The organism is Streptomyces sp. NPDC028991, from assembly GCF_055564775.1.
Map to the genome: position 1 here is coordinate 321,124 of NZ_JBVHVP010000006.1, position 17,553 is coordinate 338,676.

Genomic DNA, 17,553 nt, shown 5'->3' on the forward strand with positions numbered 1-17,553 from the left:
AAGAAGGGGACCAGGAAGGGGACGCGGAAGGGGACGAGGGAGAAGACGGGACTCGGCCTCACGCGGCCCCCCGCGCGAAGACGTCGAACCGGTCGCGGAACAGGAACAGCAGCCCGGCGCCCAGCGCGGCCACCGCCCCGGACACGCCCTGCCCGGCCGCCGTGAACGGCGCCAGTGGACCGTCCCCGGCGGCGCGCGCGGCGTCCGCGGCCAGCAGCACGGCCACCCACGCCCCCGCGACCGCGGACGGCGCGAGCACCGGCCCCAGCCGGGGCGTCAGCGCGAGCCCGGTCGCGGTGAGGGCGAGCCCGGGCAGCAGCCAGGCCAGGGCGCGCAGCCCGTACCCCGGCAGGGCGAGCGTCGCCAGCCCGTTCACCCCGAGCGCGACGGCCAGCACGGCGACCGTACGGATCATCAGCAGCCGGAAGCCGTGCATCGGCGAGACGACCGCCATCTCGTACGTCGGATCCAGCGCCGGCCCGTAGGCGAGCGCCACCCCGGCCAGCGGCAGCAGCGGGGCGAGGGCGAGGAACGGGGTGGGCGTGCGGGCGGCGCCGGCCGTGAAGGCGACGGCGACGGTCATCAGCAGCACGGCGACGACCGCGCCGAGCCAGGACCGGCGCAGTACGGGGGTGGCCGCGAGCAGCCGCGCGGTGCCGTCGCCGACACCGCACCGCACCAGCAGCCCCTCGAACCAGCCCGGCCGGGGCGCGTCCAGCTCGGCGTCGAGCCGCTCCCACCCGGCCTCCACGGCGGCGGCGTCACTCACCTCGGCGAGCACTCCGCGGCAGTGCGCGCAGGCGGTCAGGTGGGCGTCGGCGGACCACAGCAGGGGCGCCGCCAGCCCGCCCCGGGCGTAGGCCCGCAGGTCGTCCTCGTCCACGTGCCAGGTCTCCCGGCGACGGCTGTCCTCATCCGCGTGCCAGGTCTCCCGGCGACGGCTGTCCTCGCCACTCATGCCAGCGCCTCCCTGAGCTGCCGGCGGGCGCGCATCGCCCGCGTCTTGACCGTGCCCGGCGGAATGCCGAGCAGGACGGCCGCCTCGCGGGTGGTCAGCCCGTCGATGACGGTGGCCTGGAGCACCGCGCGCAGCTCCGGCGAGAGCCGGACGAGGGCGCCGGCGAGATCACCGTGCTCGACGGCGGCGAGCACGCGCTCCTCCGCCGAGTCCTCCTCCCGGTGCCGCAACCGGGCCAGCGCCTGCCGCAGCCGCCCCCGCGCCCCGTCGCCGCGCAACACGTCGACCAGCCGCCGCGACCCGATCCGCCACAGCCACCCGGCGACGTCCCCGTCCTCCCGGTAGCGCGCACTACCGCGCCACACCGCGAGGAAGGTTTCCTGTACGACGTCGTCGACGACACCGGCGTCGGCGCAGCGGCTGCGCATGCGGGCGGTCAGCCAGGGGGCGTACCGGCGGTACAGCTCCTCGAAGGCGCGCCGGTCGGCATCCGCCGCGACGGCCCGCAGCAGCTCACCGTCGCTTCTCGTTTCGCTCACGTCTCCTCATCGGACGAGGTGGGCCCAGCGGTTCACACGATCGCAGGCGGGTTTTCGAGGCCGGCGGGCGCCCGGCGCCCCGGAGTGCCCGGCGCCGCAAGGGGCCCGGCGCCGCAAGGGGCCCGGCGCCGCAAGGGCCCGGGTGCGGGCCGGGGAGGGAAGGCACGACTGCCCGCAGCGGGGCACGGCGAGAAGGGGACGGGCGGGGGTGTCCGCCCCGCGGCGGTTGGCGCCTCAGGCGTCCGGCACTCGAACGAGCTGACCGCACCCCCGGTGAGCAGCACAGGCCGCCGCGGGCCGACGTGGGCTGCCGTGGGCCGACGTGGGCCGACGTGGGCCGCCGTGGGCCGCCGTGGGCTGCCGTGGGCTGCCGTGGGCTGCCGCGGGCACCCTCGCCCCCACCACCGCCGGAGGCCCGCCGCTATCCCACACGTCATGTCCCCGTAACCATCGATTCAACCAGCCTTGCGACGCTCACCGAATGCAGCCGACCGCGCCAGAGCCACCAGGAGCAGAGCATCCCGCGCCTTCCGACGCGCCTGTCCTGCGCGCGGCGCGGAAGAATGGGTTCATGAGGCAGCCGAACACCCAGGCAGAGGTCCAGCACACGCAGCCCTCCGTGGGCTCCATCGCCGCGCACCGCCCGCACACCGTGGCCGCCACGGTCTCCGACCTGGAACCCGACATCGACGCGGACCTCGACGCGTACGAGGAGTCGGAGGAGTCCCAGGCCGGCGGCGCCCAGCTCCCGCAGGGCCGCTTCCTGGACCGCGAACGCAGCTGGCTCGCGTTCAACGAGCGCGTACTCGAGCTCGCCGAGGACCCGAACACCCCCCTCCTCGAGCGTGCCAACTTCCTCGCGATCTTCGCCGGCAACCTGGACGAGTTCTTCATGGTCCGCGTCGCCGGTCTCAAGCGCCGCATCGCGACCGGCGTCGCCACCCGCTCCGCCTCCGGCCTCCAGCCCCGCGAGGTCCTGGAGATGATCTGGGCCCGCTCCCGCGAACTCATGGCCCGGCACGCCGCCTGCTTCCACGAGGACGTCGCCCCCGCCCTCGCCGAGGAGGGCATCCACCTGGTCCGCTGGAACGAACTCGCCGAGAAGGAGCAGGCCCGCCTCTTCACCCTCTTCCGGCACCAGATCTTCCCGGTCCTCACGCCCCTCGCGGTCGACCCGGCCCACCCCTTCCCCTACATCTCGGGCCTCTCCCTCAACCTCGCGGTCGTCGTCCGCAACCCCGTCACCGGCCACCGCCACTTCGCGCGCGTCAAGGTCCCGCCGCTGCTCTCCCGCTTCCTGGAGGCCTCCCCGGGCCGCTACGTCCCCATCGAGGACGTCATCGCCGCCCACCTCGAAGAGCTCTTCCCCGGCATGGAGGTCCTGGAGCACCACGCCTTCCGCCTCACCCGCAACGAGGACCTCGAGGTGGAGGAGGACGACACGGAGAACCTCCTCCAGGCCCTCGAGAAGGAACTCATGCGGCGCCGCTTCGGCCCGCCCGTCCGCCTCGAGGTCGAGGAGTCCGTCGACCGCGAGGTCCTGGACCTCCTCGTCCGCGAGCTGAAGATCGGCGAGGCGGAGGTCTACCCGCTCCCCGGCCCGCTCGACCTCACCGGCCTCTTCCGCATCGCCGGCATCGACCGGCCCGAGCTGAAGTACCCGAAGTTCGTCGCCGGCACCCACCGCGACCTGGCCGAGGTCGAATCGGCCTCCGCGCCGGACATCTTCGCCGCCCTCCGCAGCAGGGACGTCCTCCTCCACCACCCGTACGACTCCTTCTCCACCTCCGTCCAGGCCTTCCTGGAGCAGGCGGCGGCCGACCCGGACGTCCTCGCGATCAAGCAGACGCTGTACCGGACGTCCGGCGACTCCCCGATAGTCGACGCGCTCATCGACGCGGCCGAGTCCGGCAAGCAGGTCCTCGTCCTGGTCGAGATCAAGGCCCGCTTCGACGAGCACGCCAACATCAAGTGGGCCCGCAAGCTGGAGGAGGCCGGCTGCCACGTCGTCTACGGCCTGGTCGGCCTGAAGACCCACTGCAAGCTGTCCCTGGTGGTCCGCCAGGAGGGCGAGACGCTGCGCCGCTACAGCCACGTCGGCACCGGCAACTACCACCCGAAGACGGCCCGCCTCTACGAGGACCTCGGCCTGCTCACCGCGGACCCGCAGGTCGGCGCGGACCTCTCCGACCTCTTCAACCGCCTCTCCGGTTACTCCCGGCGCGAGACCTACCGCCGCCTCCTCGTCGCGCCCAAGTCGCTGCGCGACGGCCTGGTCTCCCGTATCCACAAGGAGATGCAGCACCACCGGGCCGGCCGCCCCGCCTCCATCCGCATCAAGGTCAACTCGATGGTCGACGAGGCCGTGATCGACGCGTGCTACCGCGCGTCCCAGGCGGGCGTCCCGGTCGACGTGTGGGTGCGCGGCATCTGCGCGCTGCGCCCGGGCGTGACGGGTATGTCGGAGAACATCCGGGTCCGTTCCGTCCTCGGCCGCTTCCTCGAACACTCGCGCGTCTTCGCCTTCGGCAACGGCGGCGAACCCGAGGTCTGGTTCGGCAGCGCCGACATGATGCACCGCAACCTCGACCGCCGCATAGAAGCCCTGGTCCGGGTCACCGACCCGGCCCACCGGGCGGCCCTCAACCGGCTGCTGGAGACCGGTATGTCCGACGGCACCGCCTCCTGGCACCTCGGCTCGGACGGCGAGTGGACCCGGCACGCAACCGACGCGGACGGTCAGCCCCTGCGCAACGTTCAGGAGATGCTCATAGACGCCCGGAGGCGCCGGCGTGGCACAGCGACACCTTGACCCGACGGATCCCACGGCCGCGGTCGTGGCCACGGCCGCCGCGAACCCGCAGGTACCCGCGGACGCGGACGCCCTGGCGGCCTACCTGCGCGCTCAGGCGACGGAGTTCCTCCGCGCCCTGCGCCTGCACCGGGAGTCGGGCACAGGCGCACACGGCACGCCCGTCCCGCACGGCGCGCACCGCTCGGACAAAGCAGCCCCGCCCGCGGGCCCGGTGGACGCGGCCCGCGCACTGCGCCGCGCCGCCCGCCGGCTCAGCGGCACCCTGCACACCTTCCAGCCCCTGCTGGACGCCGACTGGGCGGAGGGCATGCGCCCCGAGCTGGCCTGGCTGTCCGGCACGCTGGCGATGGAGCACGCGTACGCCTCCCGCCTGGAACGCCTGCTCCAGGCCCTGCACCGGCTGTCCGGTTCGTCGGCCTTCCCGGCACAGCAGACGGTGAACCGGACGACCACCACCCTGCCCACCTCCGGGCCCGCCGCCGCATCCGCCGCCACATCCGCCACCGGGCCCGCCGCCCACCCGGCGCCCCCGGACCGGGGCAACCTCACCGTGGGCGCGGCCAAGGCCGGCGCGCTGCTCGACCGCCAGCTCACCCTGGCCCGCACCCGGGCGCACTCCACCGCGCTCCAGGCGCTGGGCAGCAGCCGCTTCCACGCCGTCGCCGACAAGGTGGCCTTACTGGCGAGCGAGGTCCCGCTCAGGAGCACCACCGCGTCCACCACGGCCTCCATCACCGCGTCCACCACGGCCTCCACCACCGGCCTGCGCCCGCTGGCCGCCGCCGCGGAGGACCGCCTCACCGACGCCGTGGCCGCCCTCCCCCTGGTCGCCGCGGGGAGCCCGTACAACGCGCAGGCCCTGGTCCACGGCCTCTCCCCGGACCCGGCACCGCACCCCCAGGACGCCCAGTGGCACCAGGTCCGCCTGCTGCTGCGCCTGCACCGCTACGCCCTCGAGGTACTGGCCGGCGCGGAGGCCGGAGAGCCCGAGGACGCCGTGGGCGACGTGCGTCTGCTGGCCGCGGGCGAGGCCCTCGACCGCCACCGCGACGCCGCCGAGGCCGCCGCCGCCGCGGCCCAGGCCGCCCGTACGCCGCGCATCGCCCCGGCGACGGCGTACGCGCTCGGTGTGCTCCACGCCGATCAGCGGCATGAGGTGGAGGCGGCGAGGTACGCGTTCCAGCACAGCTGGCGCAAGGAATCCATCAGGCTGCCGTAGGACTGCCCGGGACCGGCCGGGACTGCCCAGGACAGGAGGCGTGAGCCCACCGTGAGCCCCGCCGAGCACACCACCACCGTCCGCGCGGCAGGCTGCGTCCTGTGGCGCCCGGCCAGGCCGGGGCACGCCTCCCCCGGCCTGGAGCTCTGCCTCGTCCACCGCCCGAAGTACGACGACTGGTCGCACCCGAAGGGCAAGCTCGAGCCCGGCGAGGACCCGCTCGCGGGCGCCCTGCGCGAGGTCGCCGAGGAGACGGGGTACGCCGCCGCGCCGGGCGCCGAGCTGCCCACCGTGCGCTACCTCGCGGACGGCCGCCCCAAGGAGGTCCGGTACTGGGCGGCGGCGGCCACCACCGGCGCGTTCGTACCGTCCGGCGAGGTCGACCGCATCCTGTGGCTGGAGCCCGCGGCGGCCCGCGCCCGCCTCACCCGGCCGCATGACCGGACCCTCGTCGACGCCCTCCTCGCCTCGCATCCGCTCGGAACCACTCCGTGTCCTTGACGTAAGCGTTCCGTGACCTCACCGCACCGTCCACAGGGGTTCACCCCGCGTTCATTTACGCCCTTCGGCGGCTTCACCTGTTCTGCCTAATTTCGGCCTTACCCGATACGGGGCGCATCCCGAAAACGCGTCCGCATCACCCGGTCTTGATCGTCTTGATCGTCTTGATCGCCACTCCTCGCACGCCGCCGGATTCAGGACGGCGGCTCCTGGAAGGAACTCCCTCAAGTGAAGCTTCAGCGCATGAACCGGCGGGCCCTCGCTCTCGGTGCTCTCGCCGTCTCCGGCGCCCTGGCCCTCACGGCGTGCGGCTCCGACGACACCGGCGGCAACAGCAGCGGTGACGCCAGCGCCACCGCCAACAGCAACATCAAGTGCGACGACGCCAAGGGCCAGCTCCAGGCCTCCGGCTCCTCCGCCCAGAAGAACGCGATCGACGCCTGGGTCAAGCAGTACGTCTCGGCGTGCAGGGATGTGCAGATCAACTACAACCCGACCGGCTCCGGCGCGGGCATCACCGCGTTCCTCCAGGGCCAGACCGCCTTCGCCGGCTCGGACTCGGCGCTGAAGCCCGACGAGATCGAGCAGTCGAAGAAGGTCTGCAAGGACGGCCAGGCCATCGACCTGCCGATGGTCGGCGGCCCGATCGCCGTGGGCTTCAACGTCCCCGGCGTCGACTCGCTCGTCCTGGACGCCCCGACGCTCGCCAAGATCTTCGACAGCAAGATCAGCAACTGGAACGACCCGGCGATCGCCAAGCTCAACCCCGAGGCCAAGCTGCCCGACCTCAAGATCCAGGCCTTCCACCGCTCGGACGAGTCCGGCACCACGGACAACTTCACCAAGTACCTGAAGGACGCCGCGCCGGACAACTGGAAGTACGAGGGCGGCAAGTCCTGGGAGGCCAAGGGCGGCCAGTCCGCCAGCGGCTCCTCCGGCCTCGCCCAGCAGGTGAAGCAGGTCTCGGGCTCCATCTCGTACTTCGAGCTGTCGTACGCCAAGGACGGCATGAAGACCGTCGACATCAAGACCGAGGCCGCCGAGCCGGTCAAGGCCACCGTCGAGAACGCCACCGCGGCCATCGGCGCCGCCAAGGTCGTCGGCACCGGCAAGGACCTCGCGCTGGAGCTGGACTACACGCCCACCGCCGACGGCGCCTACCCGCTGGTCCTGGTGACGTACGAGGTCGTCTGCGACAAGGGCAACAAGGCCGAGAGCCTGCCCGCCACCAAGTCCTTCCTGAACTACATGGCCTCGGAGGACGGCCAGGGCCTGCTGAAGGAAGCCGGCTACGCCCCGATGCCCACCGAGATCATCACCAAGGTCCGCGAGACCGTCTCGGGCCTGAGCTGACCCGAGTGCGGTCCGGTCCCCCCGCGGGGGCCGGACCGCACCGTCCGGTGCACCGCCGCCAGGAGCCCCCGAGACGGGGTGCTCCGCCCGAGCCGCCGCGTACGACGGCTCCGCAGACCGGAGAACCCGATGGACATAACCACTGATCCCCAGAAGCCCGCACCAGCACCCGTACCGCACCAGCCCCCCGGGAAGGACGCCAAGCGCGCCGCACGCGGCGCCACCCGCCCCGGCGACCGGATCTTCCTCGGGCTCTCCCGCGGTTCCGGCATCTTCGTGCTGGTCATCATGGCCGCCATCGCGGCCTTCCTGACCTACCGCGCCTCGATCGCGATCAGCAAGAACGAGGCCAACTTCTTCACCACCCTCGAGTGGAACCCCACCGGCACGCCGCCGGAGTTCGGCATCGCGGTCCTGGCCTTCGGCACCGTCGTGTCGTCGGTCATCGCCATGGCCGTCGCGGTCCCGATCGCGGTCGGCATCGCCCTGTTCATCACGCACTACGCGCCGCGCAAGCTGGGCGGCGCCATCGGGTACGTGATCGACCTGCTCGCCGCCGTGCCCTCGATCGTCTACGGCCTGTGGGGCGCGCTCGTCCTCGTGCCGCACATGGAGGGACTCTTCGGCTGGCTGGACGAGTACCTCGGCTGGACCGGCGTCTTCGAGTGGAACCAGGGCGCGCCGCGCTCGCTGTTCACCGTGGGCATCCTGCTCGCGATCATGATCCTGCCGATCATCACCAACGTCAGCCGTGAGGTCTTCCGGCAGGTCCCGCGTATGCACGAGGAGGCCGCCCTGGCCCTCGGCGCCACGCGCTGGGAGGTCATCCGCATGTCGGTGCTGCCCTTCGGCCGCTCCGGCGTCATCTCCGCCTCGATGCTCGGGCTCGGCCGCGCGCTCGGCGAGACGATGGCCGTGGCGATGGTGCTCTCCTCGAGCTTCGAGATCAACCTCAGCCTGCTCGACACGGGCGGCGGCACCTTCGCCCAGAACATCGCCAGCAAGTTCAACGAGGCGACCGTGATGGGCCGTGACGCGCTGATCGCCTCCGGTCTCGTCCTCTTCGTCATCACCCTGCTGGTCAACGGTGCGGCCCGGATCATCATCGGACGCCGCAAGGAGTACTCGGGGGCCAACGCATGAGCCACGCAACCCTTACCCCCAAGAGCAGCAGCTCCCTGCGCGGCGCCACGCTGCCCAAGTGGTTCCTCTGGGCGGTCGCCGCCGGCTCGATCGCGGCCGGCCTAGGCATCAGCGCCGCCGCCGGGCTGAACAGCAGCATCCAGTGGGCCCTGATCGCCGCGGTCCTCTTCGTCCTGGGCACGTACGCCATCTCGGCGCGCGTCGAGGGCGGGCGGCAGGCCAAGGACCGGGTGGCGACCAGCATGGTGTGGGTCGCGTTCATCGTGGCCGTGATCCCGCTGACCTCACTGGTCTGGGCGACCGTCAAGCGCGGTGTGAAGGTCCTCGACGGCTACTTCCTCACCCACTCGATGGGCGTGGTCGCCGACGCCGAGGTGGGCGGCGGCATCTACCACGCCATCCTCGGCACCCTGGAGCAGGTCGGCATCGCCACCCTGATCTCCGTGCCGGTCGGTGTGCTGACCGCGATCTACCTGGTCGAGTACGGGAGCGGCAAGCTCGCCAAGGCCGTCACCTTCTTCGTCGACGTCATGACGGGCATTCCGTCCATCGTCGCCGGTCTGTTCATCCTCAGTACGTGGATCCTGATGCTGGACATGGGTCCGTCCGGTTTCGCCGGCTCGCTCGCCCTGTCGATCCTGATGATCCCGGTGGTCGTCCGCTCCACCGAGGAGATGCTCAAGCTCGTCCCGAACGAGCTGCGCGAGGCGTCCCTGGCGCTCGGCGTGCCGAAGTGGCGCACGATCCTGAAGGTGGTCCTGCCGACGTCGGTCGGCGGCATCACCACCGGCGTCATGCTGGCGGTCGCCCGCATCACCGGTGAGACGGCCCCCGTGCTGCTGCTGGTCTGGGGAACGGACTTCATCAACGCGAACCCGTTCCAGGACCCGCAGGAGTCGCTGCCGATGTACATCTATCTGCAGTTCGCCAACAGCGGCGGCTCCGGCGCGGCCTACGACCGTGCCTGGGCGGCGGCCCTGACGCTCATCGCGTTCATCATGATCCTCAACCTCGCGGCCCGCGGTATCGCCCGCTGGAAGGCCCCGAAGACGGGTCGCTGACGCGGCCAGAGCAACAACAGTCAGCGCCCCGGACACCCGAAAGAAGAAGTGATACCCATGGCCAAGCGCATAGATGTCAGCGGCCTCAACGCCTACTACAGCTCCTTCCTGGCCATCGAGGACATCTCGATGACCGTCGAGCCCCGCTCCGTGACTGCCTTCATCGGCCCCTCCGGCTGCGGCAAGTCCACGTTCCTGCGCACGCTCAACCGCATGCACGAGGTCACGCCGGGCGGCCGGGTCGAGGGCAAGGTCATGCTCGACGACGAGAACCTCTACGGCGCGGGCATCGACCCGGTGGCCGTGCGGCGCGAGGTCGGCATGGTCTTCCAGCGGCCGAACCCGTTCCCGACCATGTCGGTGTACGACAACGTCGCGGCGGGCCTGCGCCTGAACGGCAAGTACAAGAAGTCGGAGCTGGACGACGTCGTCGAGAAGTCCCTGCGCGGCGCCAACCTCTGGAACGAGGTCAAGGACCGCCTGAACAAGCCGGGCTCCGGCCTCTCCGGCGGCCAGCAGCAGCGCCTGTGCATCGCCCGCGCGATCGCGGTCGAGCCGAACGTCCTGCTCATGGACGAGCCCTGCTCCGCCCTGGACCCGATCTCCACCCTCGCGATCGAGGACCTGATCGGCGAGCTGAAGGAGCGCTTCACGATCGTCATCGTGACGCACAACATGCAGCAGGCGGCGCGCGTCTCGGACCGCACCGCGTTCTTCAACCTGGCGGCGGTCGGCCAGCCCGGCAAGCTGATCGAGATCGACGAGACGGAGCGCATCTTCTCCAACCCGTCGGTCCAGGCCACGGAGGACTACATCTCGGGCCGCTTCGGCTAGGCCCGGACCCGATCCCCTCGCGGTGCTGCATGGCGGTGCCACCGCGAGGAGCACAAGGGCCCGCCCCCGGCAACCGGGGGCGGGCCCGTAGCTGTATCCGAACAAGCCGGGAGCACCCGGCCGGCGCCGGTCCCCGCGGCCCGCCCCCGCCCAGCGGGAGCGCCGCGCACCGAGCTACAGGAACGCCAGATTCACGACCCAGAACGACACCGCGGCCACCACCGCGGCCGCCGGCATCGTGATGAACCAGCCCACGATGATGTTCCGCGCGACCCCCCACCGCACGGCGTTCACCCGCTTCGTGGCCCCCACACCCATGATCGACGAGGTGATGACATGGGTCGTCGAGATCGGCGCGTGGAACAGGAACGCCGACCCGAACATGATCGAGGCGCCGGTCGTCTCCGCGGCGAAGCCCTGCGGCGGATCCAGCTCGATGATCTTCCGGCCCAGGGTCCGCATGATCCGCCAGCCACCCGCGTACGTCCCCGCGGACAGCATCAGCGCACAGGCGATCTTCACCCACACCGGAATGGGATCGCCGTAGTCCTCGACATCGGCGATGACCAGCGCCATCACCACGATGCCCATCGTCTTCTGCGCGTCCTGCAGACCGTGCCCCAGCGCCATACCCGCCGCCGACACCGTCTGCGCGATACGGAAGCCCCGCTTCGCCTTGCTCGGATTGGCCCGCCGGAAGATCCACATGATCGCGGTCATCACCAGGTATCCGGCGAGCAGACCGACCACCGGCGACACGAACATGGGGATGATGATCTTGTCGACGACCCCGTCCCAGTACACGGTCGTGCTCCCGGCCAGCGCGGCCCCGACCATGCCCCCGAACAGCGCGTGCGAGGACGAGGAGGGCAGACCGAAGTACCAGGTGATGAGGTTCCAGACGATCGCGCCCACGAGCGCCGCGAAGAGGATCCCCATCCCCTTCGAGCCCTCGGGCGTCTCGATCACCCCCTCACTGACCGTCTTGGCGACCCCGGACCCCATGAACGCGCCGGCGAGGTTCATGACGGCGGCCATCGCGAGCGCCGCCCGGGGCGTCAGCGCACGCGTCGACACCGACGTCGCGATCGCGTTCGCCGAGTCGTGGAAGCCGTTGGTGTACGTGAAGAAGAGCGCGACCCCGATGGTCACGACCAGAGCGAAGGTGTCCATGAAGGGGTCAGGACTCCTTGACCGCGATGGTCTCCACCGTGTTGGCCACGTGCTCGAAGGCGTCGGCCGCCTCTTCCAGAACGTCCACGATCTGCTTCAGCTTCAGCACCTCGATGGCTTCGTACTTGCCGTTGAAGAGGTGGGCGAGCAGCTTGCGGTGGATCTGGTCGGCCTGGTTCTCGAGCCGGTTGACCTCGATCCAGTACTCGGTGAGGTTGTCCATGGTGCGCAGGTTCGGCATCGCCTCGGCCGTCAGCTCGGCGGCCCGGGCCAGCACCTCGATCTGCTGCTCGACGCCCTTGGGCAGTTCCTCGATGTTGTAGAGGACGACCAGGTCGACGGCCTCCTCCATGAAGTCCATGATGTCGTCGAGGGACGATGCGAGGTTGTAGATGTCCTCGCGGTCGAAGGGCGTGATGAACGAGGAGTTCAGCTGGTGGAAGATCGCGTGCGTGGCGTCGTCACCTGCGTGTTCGGCGGCCCGCATACGCTCTGCGATCTCGGCCCGGGCGGATGCGTCCGCCCCGAGCAGTTCCATCAGGAGCTTGGAGCCCGTGACGATGTTGTCCGCGGAAGCGGCGAACATGTCGTAGAAGCTCGTCTCCCTGGGGGTCAGACGAAAGCGCACGTGGGGTCCTCGGGGTGCATCGGTTTCGGTCAGGCTGATGCTAGGCGCATCATCCGGCCACGGCTAACGGGCCGCCTCCCAGTGTCGCCCATCGGGCAGAGTGATGAGCAGGGGGGCGACGCCAGGTGCTCCGGCAAGGGCCCTCTACCCCGCAAAGTTCGTTACCATATACCCGCCAGGGGTATTTGTCCGCTATCTACCCCACACGCTGCCCCGGGCACCACCCCGGACACTGCCCGCCCTACCCACTCTGCCCCACAACAGGAGGACGCGATGACGACCACTGAGGCCGGCGCAGGTGCGCCCTCCCCCACCGTGGACGCGGTGGAGACGGACGGCACGGACGTCGTGACCGACCACGACCGCGGTGTGCACGGCTACCACAAACAGAAGGACGAGCACCTCAAGCGCCTGCGCCGCATCGAGGGCCAGATCCGCGGCCTGCAGCGGATGGTCGACGAGGACGTCTACTGCATCGACATACTCACCCAGGTCTCCGCCTCCACCAAGGCCCTCCAGTCCTTCGCGCTGCAACTCCTGGAGGAGCACCTGCGCCACTGCGTCGCCGACGCGGCCGTCAAGGGCGGCGCCGAGGTCGACGCGAAGGTGGAGGAGGCGACGAAGGCGATCGGCCGCCTGCTGCGCACCTGACCCCGAACCCGTGGACCGGGCCCGCCGGCCACCGGTAGACCCGGCCTACCGCCGGGGCCGCGGCCCACCGCCAAGGGTGCGGCCCACCGCCAAGGGTGCGGCCCACCGCCAAGGGTGCGGCCCACCGCCAGAGGTCCGGCCACCCCTACGGCCGGCCCCGGTCCCGGCCCCTGCCGCCTGCCCCTTCGGCCCGGCCCCTCGCTCCACGCTCCTCGGCCACCCGCAGCACCTCGTCGATGCTCTCCATGCTGAGCCGCTCCCGGGCTGCCGACGCCGCGATGATCAGCTCGCCGCACAGCTCGATCTCGGCGAGGGCCACGTGGTCCTGAACCGCCGTACCGCCGACCGGAGCCACGCGCGTCACCTCGTCTCTGCCGTCACCGACTTCCTAGAGTAGGGAGCGGCCTACACACCGCGCATGGCACGGAAGGGCTAGTTCTTGCCGCCCGGTCCCTCGCCCGACGCCTCCCCCGGCCCCTTCGGATCCCCCGACCCCTTCGGATCCTCAGGCTCCCCCGGCTCCGTCGGCTCCGCCGCGATCCTGCCGGCGTAGATGTCCCGTTCCTCGGGCAGCCGTACGCGGACGGCGGTGCCGAAGTCGTAGAGCAGTGTCGTCGAGGCGACGGCGACGGTGCCCTCGGCCTGCCCGTTGGCGAAGCTGAAGCGGTGCCGGACCTTGCGGATACGGCCCTCGTCGTCGAGGTAGGCGTCGAACGGCACCTCGGCGGTGGCGAACCCCTCGGCCGCCGCTGCCAGCGCCTGCCTGTTCCCGTCCGACGCGCCCCGCGCCGCCCGCGCGAGATCGGCGGTCCCCCGGTAGTGGCGCACCGCGGTTCCCGCGACCTCCGTCCGCCCCACGTACGTCGCCGTCCGCGTCCCGCGCAGCACCTCGGCGGCGGCGAAGGGGTCCGTCGCCCCGCCGGTCACCAGGTTCCCGTCGGACAGTGAGGCGGTCTCGACCCGCACCCACTTGTCGTCGGGCACGCCGACTCCCCGGTTCTTCATGAACAGTGCGCCGGGTGCGAGCAGTTCGGTGATCGGCCGGTGTTCGCTCGACCCCGCCGGGTCCTGCGGGAGCCGGACCTTCAGCCGCCCGAGCCGCCCCTCGAAGTCGTACACACCCTCGCCCCGGATGGTCACCCGTGTCCCGCCGCTGGCCATCTCCATCGCGGTACGCGCCTTGGCGCTCCCGGCGGCCACCAGCCGGTCGGCGGTCCGGTGCAGTACGGCGACCGGATCCCCGCCGCCCGCCCCAGGAACGGCGGCCCCCCGCCCGAAGCACCCGCTTCCGGCCAGACACACGCAGACCAGGCCCCCGGCGAGGACGAGGCCCCTGCCCACCCTCCTACTCCGCGGCTCCCTCTCCCACCCGTCCATCGCCACCTACCCAGCCGTCACGCGCGTTCCGGACCCCCTGCCGTCCCGGTTAACGAGGGGCAGGTGACCCCGGTAACGTTGTGGGCGTGGCGCAGCAGGAAGGTCTGGAAGCTCCCCAGGAAGTCCCGGAACATCTCACGACGACGGTCGAACAGGGCCCCTTTTGCCTGGCCCGCTGCAGCTGCGGCTGGCGAGGCCCGGCCCGCAGGGCGAGAAGCCAGGCCCGCACGGACGCGAAGACCCACGCGGTGACCTGACCCCACGCCCTGCGAAGGCTCGGCGGGCAGCCTCAGGCGGCGAGATCCCGCTCCCCCGTCTCGGCGCTCTCCTTGCGCGCCTCCGGGATCACGGCGCCACTCCCGGCGGCACCGCCTCGCCCCCGCGCGCCGACCAGCCACCCCGCCCGGGGCGACCGTTCGACGGCGCGGGCCAGTGGCGTCAGCAGGGCCATGGCGACCGGCGACAGCAGCAGCGCGACCGCCGTACCGAGGGCGAAGCCACCCACGACGTCGGTCGGGTAGTGCACGCCCATGTAGACACGGATGAACCCGCCGAACACCGCCAGCACGATCGCGGCGATCCCGAACTTCCGGTTGGCGACGAACAGGGCGACGGCCAGGGCCATGCAGAGCGTGGCGTGGTCGCTCACGAAGGAGAAGTCGTCCTTGCCGGCGACCAGCACTTCCAGCCCGTCATGGGACTTGAACGGCCGCGGCCGCTCGACGAAACCCCGTATCGGCACGTTGACCAGCACCGCGACACCGGCCGCGAGCGGCGCCCACACCAGTGCCGCCACGCTCGAGGCCGCGTCCTCACCGCCGCGCCGCCGTACGGACCACCAGCACCACAGCACCAGCAGCACGATCGCGAACAGCAGTCCGTACTCGCCCACGAACTCCATGACCCGGTCGAACCAGTGCGGTGCGTCCTTGGCCAGGCCGTTGATGTCGTAGAGCAGCTCGACGTCGGGGTTCGACCCGGATTCTGCGAGTCCAGCCATGGTGCTGCGGCCCCTTCGTCATGTCCTCCGGCGCACCGAGCGCACGCCTCTTCTGCCACCCCCGTGGTCGTAGATCCGCCGGTTCCTCTCGTCCCGCACACCTACACGTCAACAGGAACGCACGGCCCCCGTTGATACGTTCCACGCTCCACCGAATGATCACGCAGACGTTATCGAAGAGAAACACGTCGTCGCAGCTCAGGGCATGGGTTCACACTGCGTTCAAACCATGGCATTCACACCGTCGTGGGCAACGCTTTCGCGCCATCCTCGGTCACCCGGGTGGCCCCGAAGTAGTCAGGGGTGTCGATCGGGTCGAACCGGATCACGGCACCCGTCCGCGGGGCGTCGATCATGTACCCGCCGCCGACGTAGATCCCCACATGCCGGATGGCCCGGGAGTTGGTGAGATCGTCCGAGAAGAACACCAGGTCGCCGGGCAGCAACTCGTCCCGCGAAGGATGCGGCCCCGCGTTGTACTGGTCGTTGGCGACCCGCGGCAGCTCGATCCCCACACTCTCGTACGCCGCCTTGGTCAGCCCCGAACAGTCGAACCGCCCGCCCTGCTCGGCCGTCCCGTTCCCGCCCCACAGATAGAGCGTGCCGAGCTTCTTCTGCGCGTAGGCGATCGCGCCGGCGGCCTGCTCGGAGGGATCGACCCGGGTGGTGGGCGCGGCGAAGCTCTTCTCGAGCGTCGTGATCACCTCGACGTAGTTCTGTGTCTCCTTGTAAGGCGGCACACCCTGGTACTTGATCACCGCGTAGGCCCCGGCGTTGTACGAGGCCAGCATGTTCTTGGTCGGATCCCCCGGCACGTCCTTCACGTACGACGCCAGGGAGCAGTCGTACGACGCCGCCGACGGGATGGCGTCCTTCGGATCCCACACGTCCCGGTCGCCGTCCCCGTCCCCGTCGATCCCGTGGGTGGCCCACGTCCCGGGGATGAACTGCGCTATGCCCTGCGCCGCCGCGTGGCTCTGCGCCCTCGGGTTGAAGCCGCTCTCCTGGTAGAGCTGGGCGGCGAGCAGCGCGGGGTTGATGGCGGGGCAGAGATTGCCCCACTTCTGCACGAGCGGCTGGTACGCCGCGGGCACCGATCCCTTGGCGAGCTTCTTGCTCCCGCCCCCCGCACCGCCGGTCAGGTTCCCGGCGACGACGTAGACACCCACGACGAGCAGCATCACGAAGCCCATCCCGAGAGCCACCGTGACACCGGCACCGACCCACATCTTGCGCATGACCCAACCCTCCCCCACGTCCAGGCCGTTCAATAACACTTTCCGGCCATGTCGCGCCATCTTCCGGGCTCGGCCACGCGATTCCCCGGGGCGGGCCGGACAAGTACCGGGACTCCTCGCCCGCATGGAGGCCGGCGCAGCCGCCCGCACCGGAGCCGAGCACCCGACCGGCCGCGGCGTCCAGGCGACCGTCACTCACGGGGATGACGCCGACGTCCCCGTCCGCGTGCACGACACGACCACCCCGGGAACCGCCGTCACGACGGAACGTCAGAAGTGGGAAGGGTTCGGCCCCGACGCGAAGGCGGGCGAGCTCGATCGCTTCGCAGAAGGGCCCAACGACGCAGCAGCACGACAGGTTGCGCTCCAGCCTCATTGCCCGGTGTAACGGGACGTGATACACAGAGTGACCATACGACTCTTTACACACCGGTCCGCGCCACCCTGTTAGGGCCCGATGCGGACCGGTGGCAAGCTATTCGTACGAAACCCGCCAATCAATGACGCCAAGTCGACATACGACGGCACCATTGTCGGCGACAATGAGGCCTGACCTCTGCACGTCCGCAGAGGGCGCGGAACTACCCAACAGGGGCGGTGACTTACATGCTCTTTGCGGCCGACGAGGGAGACATCAACACCATCATCGGGGGGATCGCTCCGGACTGGGGCCCCTTCGGCAGCCTGGGCAACGAGGCCAAGATCATGATCGAGGTGGTGATGGCCGTCGCGATCCTGCTCTGCCTCGGGATCGCCATCTGGGGCGCCGCCAAGCAGCGCATCGGCGCCACCGCGCTCCGCGACACCTTCAGCGCGGAGCAGGGCAAGGGCCTCATCATCGCGGGCCTGACGGGCGTGTTCATCATCGGCTCCCTCGGCACGCTCTTCACCATCGTGTACGGGATGGCCGTGTAGCCCGACGCGCGATTTCCACTCCCCACCCATCCCACCCGCCCGTCGTGCCAACCGGCTGAGGTTGCGTTTCCCTGATGTCGAGTCACCACACCGCGCCCGCGCGGGAACCAGCGCGGCTACCGTCGTACTTCTACGGCAGGCACGACGT

At 70.8% G+C, this 17,553-nt stretch carries 17 protein-coding genes; 9 read left to right on the forward strand and 8 right to left on the reverse strand.

The features are described 5' to 3' along the window. Positions 1–58: 58 nt before the first annotated feature. Together ACZ4V1_RS16460 and ACZ4V1_RS16465 are read right to left on the reverse strand one after the other, a co-directional pair. Complete coding sequence (locus ACZ4V1_RS16460) at positions 59–958, reverse strand: zf-HC2 domain-containing protein (RefSeq protein WP_468335607.1); 900 nt, start codon at positions 956–958, stop codon at positions 59–61. Continuing rightward, complete coding sequence (locus ACZ4V1_RS16465) at positions 955–1,497, reverse strand: RNA polymerase sigma factor (protein ID WP_468335610.1); 543 nt, start codon at positions 1,495–1,497, stop codon at positions 955–957. The genes ACZ4V1_RS16460 and ACZ4V1_RS16465 overlap by 4 nt, the downstream gene beginning before the upstream one ends. Before the next feature lie 571 nt (positions 1,498–2,068). Between ACZ4V1_RS16465 and ACZ4V1_RS16470 the strand changes: the two genes are divergently transcribed. The 7 genes from ACZ4V1_RS16470 (at position 2,069) to pstB (ending at position 10,423) form a co-directional block, all read left to right on the forward strand. Beyond that, entirely contained in the window at positions 2,069–4,309 is a 2,241-nt protein-coding gene (locus ACZ4V1_RS16470; RefSeq protein ID WP_468335613.1) for an RNA degradosome polyphosphate kinase, read from the forward strand. Continuing rightward, positions 4,290–5,531: a CHAD domain-containing protein gene (locus tag ACZ4V1_RS16475; protein WP_468335616.1), complete on the forward strand. Its 1,242-nt coding sequence runs from the start codon at positions 4,290–4,292 to the stop codon at positions 5,529–5,531. The genes ACZ4V1_RS16470 and ACZ4V1_RS16475 overlap by 20 nt, the downstream gene beginning before the upstream one ends. Before the next feature lie 51 nt (positions 5,532–5,582). Continuing rightward, on the forward strand, positions 5,583–6,032 hold the full coding sequence (locus ACZ4V1_RS16480; RefSeq protein ID WP_468335619.1) for an NUDIX hydrolase: 450 nt from the start codon (positions 5,583–5,585) through the stop codon (positions 6,030–6,032). Positions 6,033–6,260: 228 nt separating this feature from the next. Beyond that, positions 6,261–7,385 carry a phosphate ABC transporter substrate-binding protein PstS gene (pstS, locus tag ACZ4V1_RS16485; protein WP_468335622.1) on the forward strand — a complete coding sequence of 375 codons (1,125 nt, stop codon included), beginning with the start codon at positions 6,261–6,263 and terminating at the stop codon, positions 7,383–7,385. Between the two features lie 129 nt (positions 7,386–7,514). Then, positions 7,515–8,528 (forward strand): phosphate ABC transporter permease subunit PstC, encoded by a 1,014-nt coding sequence (gene pstC, locus ACZ4V1_RS16490; protein ID WP_468335624.1) that lies wholly within the window; start codon positions 7,515–7,517, stop codon positions 8,526–8,528. Then, entirely contained in the window at positions 8,525–9,589 is a 1,065-nt protein-coding gene (pstA, locus tag ACZ4V1_RS16495; RefSeq protein ID WP_468335627.1) for a phosphate ABC transporter permease PstA, read from the forward strand. Before pstC ends, pstA begins: the two co-directional genes overlap by 4 nt. Positions 9,590–9,646: 57 nt before the next feature. Next, a complete protein-coding gene (gene pstB, locus ACZ4V1_RS16500) occupies positions 9,647–10,423 on the forward strand; it encodes a phosphate ABC transporter ATP-binding protein PstB (RefSeq protein WP_383556690.1) in 777 nt (258 codons plus the stop codon). 174 nt (positions 10,424–10,597) lie between these two features. Here the strand turns inward: pstB and pitH are convergent, their stop codons facing one another. Both pitH and ACZ4V1_RS16510 read right to left on the reverse strand, forming a co-directional pair. Beyond that, positions 10,598–11,596: a low-affinity phosphate transporter PitH gene (gene pitH / locus ACZ4V1_RS16505; RefSeq protein WP_468335631.1), complete on the reverse strand. Its 999-nt coding sequence runs from the start codon at positions 11,594–11,596 to the stop codon at positions 10,598–10,600. Between the two features lie 7 nt (positions 11,597–11,603). After that, positions 11,604–12,224, reverse strand: a complete 621-nt coding sequence (locus ACZ4V1_RS16510; protein WP_030403626.1) for a DUF47 domain-containing protein — start codon at positions 12,222–12,224, stop codon at positions 11,604–11,606. Between the two features lie 273 nt (positions 12,225–12,497). Here ACZ4V1_RS16510 and ACZ4V1_RS16515 point away from each other — a divergent pair, with 273 nt between their 5' ends. Next, positions 12,498–12,875 carry a metal-sensitive transcriptional regulator gene (locus tag ACZ4V1_RS16515; RefSeq protein WP_468335635.1) on the forward strand — a complete coding sequence of 126 codons (378 nt, stop codon included), beginning with the start codon at positions 12,498–12,500 and terminating at the stop codon, positions 12,873–12,875. A 145-nt stretch (positions 12,876–13,020) separates the two neighbouring features. Here ACZ4V1_RS16515 and ACZ4V1_RS16520 read toward each other — a convergent pair whose 3' ends face one another. The 4 genes from ACZ4V1_RS16520 to ACZ4V1_RS16535 form a co-directional block, all read right to left on the reverse strand. Then, a complete protein-coding gene (locus ACZ4V1_RS16520; protein ID WP_468335638.1) occupies positions 13,021–13,239 on the reverse strand; it encodes a hypothetical protein in 219 nt (72 codons plus the stop codon). 68 nt (positions 13,240–13,307) lie between these two features. Further along, positions 13,308–14,252 (reverse strand): SCO4651 family lipoprotein, encoded by a 945-nt coding sequence (locus ACZ4V1_RS16525; RefSeq protein WP_468335641.1) that lies wholly within the window; start codon positions 14,250–14,252, stop codon positions 13,308–13,310. A 289-nt stretch (positions 14,253–14,541) separates the two neighbouring features. Further along, the gene (locus ACZ4V1_RS16530; RefSeq protein ID WP_468335644.1) at positions 14,542–15,252 is read right to left on the reverse strand and encodes a phosphatase PAP2 family protein; all 711 of its coding nucleotides are present in this window, start codon (positions 15,250–15,252) and stop codon (positions 14,542–14,544) included. Between the two features lie 236 nt (positions 15,253–15,488). Beyond that, a complete protein-coding gene (locus ACZ4V1_RS16535) occupies positions 15,489–16,508 on the reverse strand; it encodes a C40 family peptidase (protein ID WP_468335723.1) in 1,020 nt (339 codons plus the stop codon). 588 nt (positions 16,509–17,096) lie between these two features. Between ACZ4V1_RS16535 and ACZ4V1_RS16540 the strand changes: the two genes are divergently transcribed. After that, on the forward strand, positions 17,097–17,405 hold the full coding sequence (locus tag ACZ4V1_RS16540; protein WP_055417641.1) for a hypothetical protein: 309 nt from the start codon (positions 17,097–17,099) through the stop codon (positions 17,403–17,405). Positions 17,406–17,553 lie beyond the last annotated feature (148 nt).

Bases quoted from the DNA above. Each gene is read 5' to 3' on its own strand.
- pitH (WP_468335631.1), bottom strand. From the start codon at position 11,596: ATGGACACCTTCGCTCTGGTCGTGACCATCGGGGTCGCGCTCTTCTTC.
- ACZ4V1_RS16540 (WP_055417641.1), top strand. From the start codon at position 17,097: ATGCTCTTTGCGGCCGACGAGGGAGACATCAACACCATCATCGGGGGG.
- pstC (WP_468335624.1), top strand. From the start codon at position 7,515: ATGGACATAACCACTGATCCCCAGAAGCCCGCACCAGCACCCGTACCG.
- ACZ4V1_RS16470 (WP_468335613.1), top strand. From the start codon at position 2,069: ATGAGGCAGCCGAACACCCAGGCAGAGGTCCAGCACACGCAGCCCTCC.
- ACZ4V1_RS16525 (WP_468335641.1), bottom strand. From the start codon at position 14,252: ATGGACGGGTGGGAGAGGGAGCCGCGGAGTAGGAGGGTGGGCAGGGGC.
- ACZ4V1_RS16515 (WP_468335635.1), top strand. From the start codon at position 12,498: ATGACGACCACTGAGGCCGGCGCAGGTGCGCCCTCCCCCACCGTGGAC.
- pstA (WP_468335627.1), top strand. From the start codon at position 8,525: ATGAGCCACGCAACCCTTACCCCCAAGAGCAGCAGCTCCCTGCGCGGC.
- ACZ4V1_RS16530 (WP_468335644.1), bottom strand. From the start codon at position 15,252: ATGGCTGGACTCGCAGAATCCGGGTCGAACCCCGACGTCGAGCTGCTC.
- ACZ4V1_RS16460 (WP_468335607.1), bottom strand. From the start codon at position 958: ATGAGTGGCGAGGACAGCCGTCGCCGGGAGACCTGGCACGCGGATGAG.
- pstB (WP_383556690.1), top strand. From the start codon at position 9,647: ATGGCCAAGCGCATAGATGTCAGCGGCCTCAACGCCTACTACAGCTCC.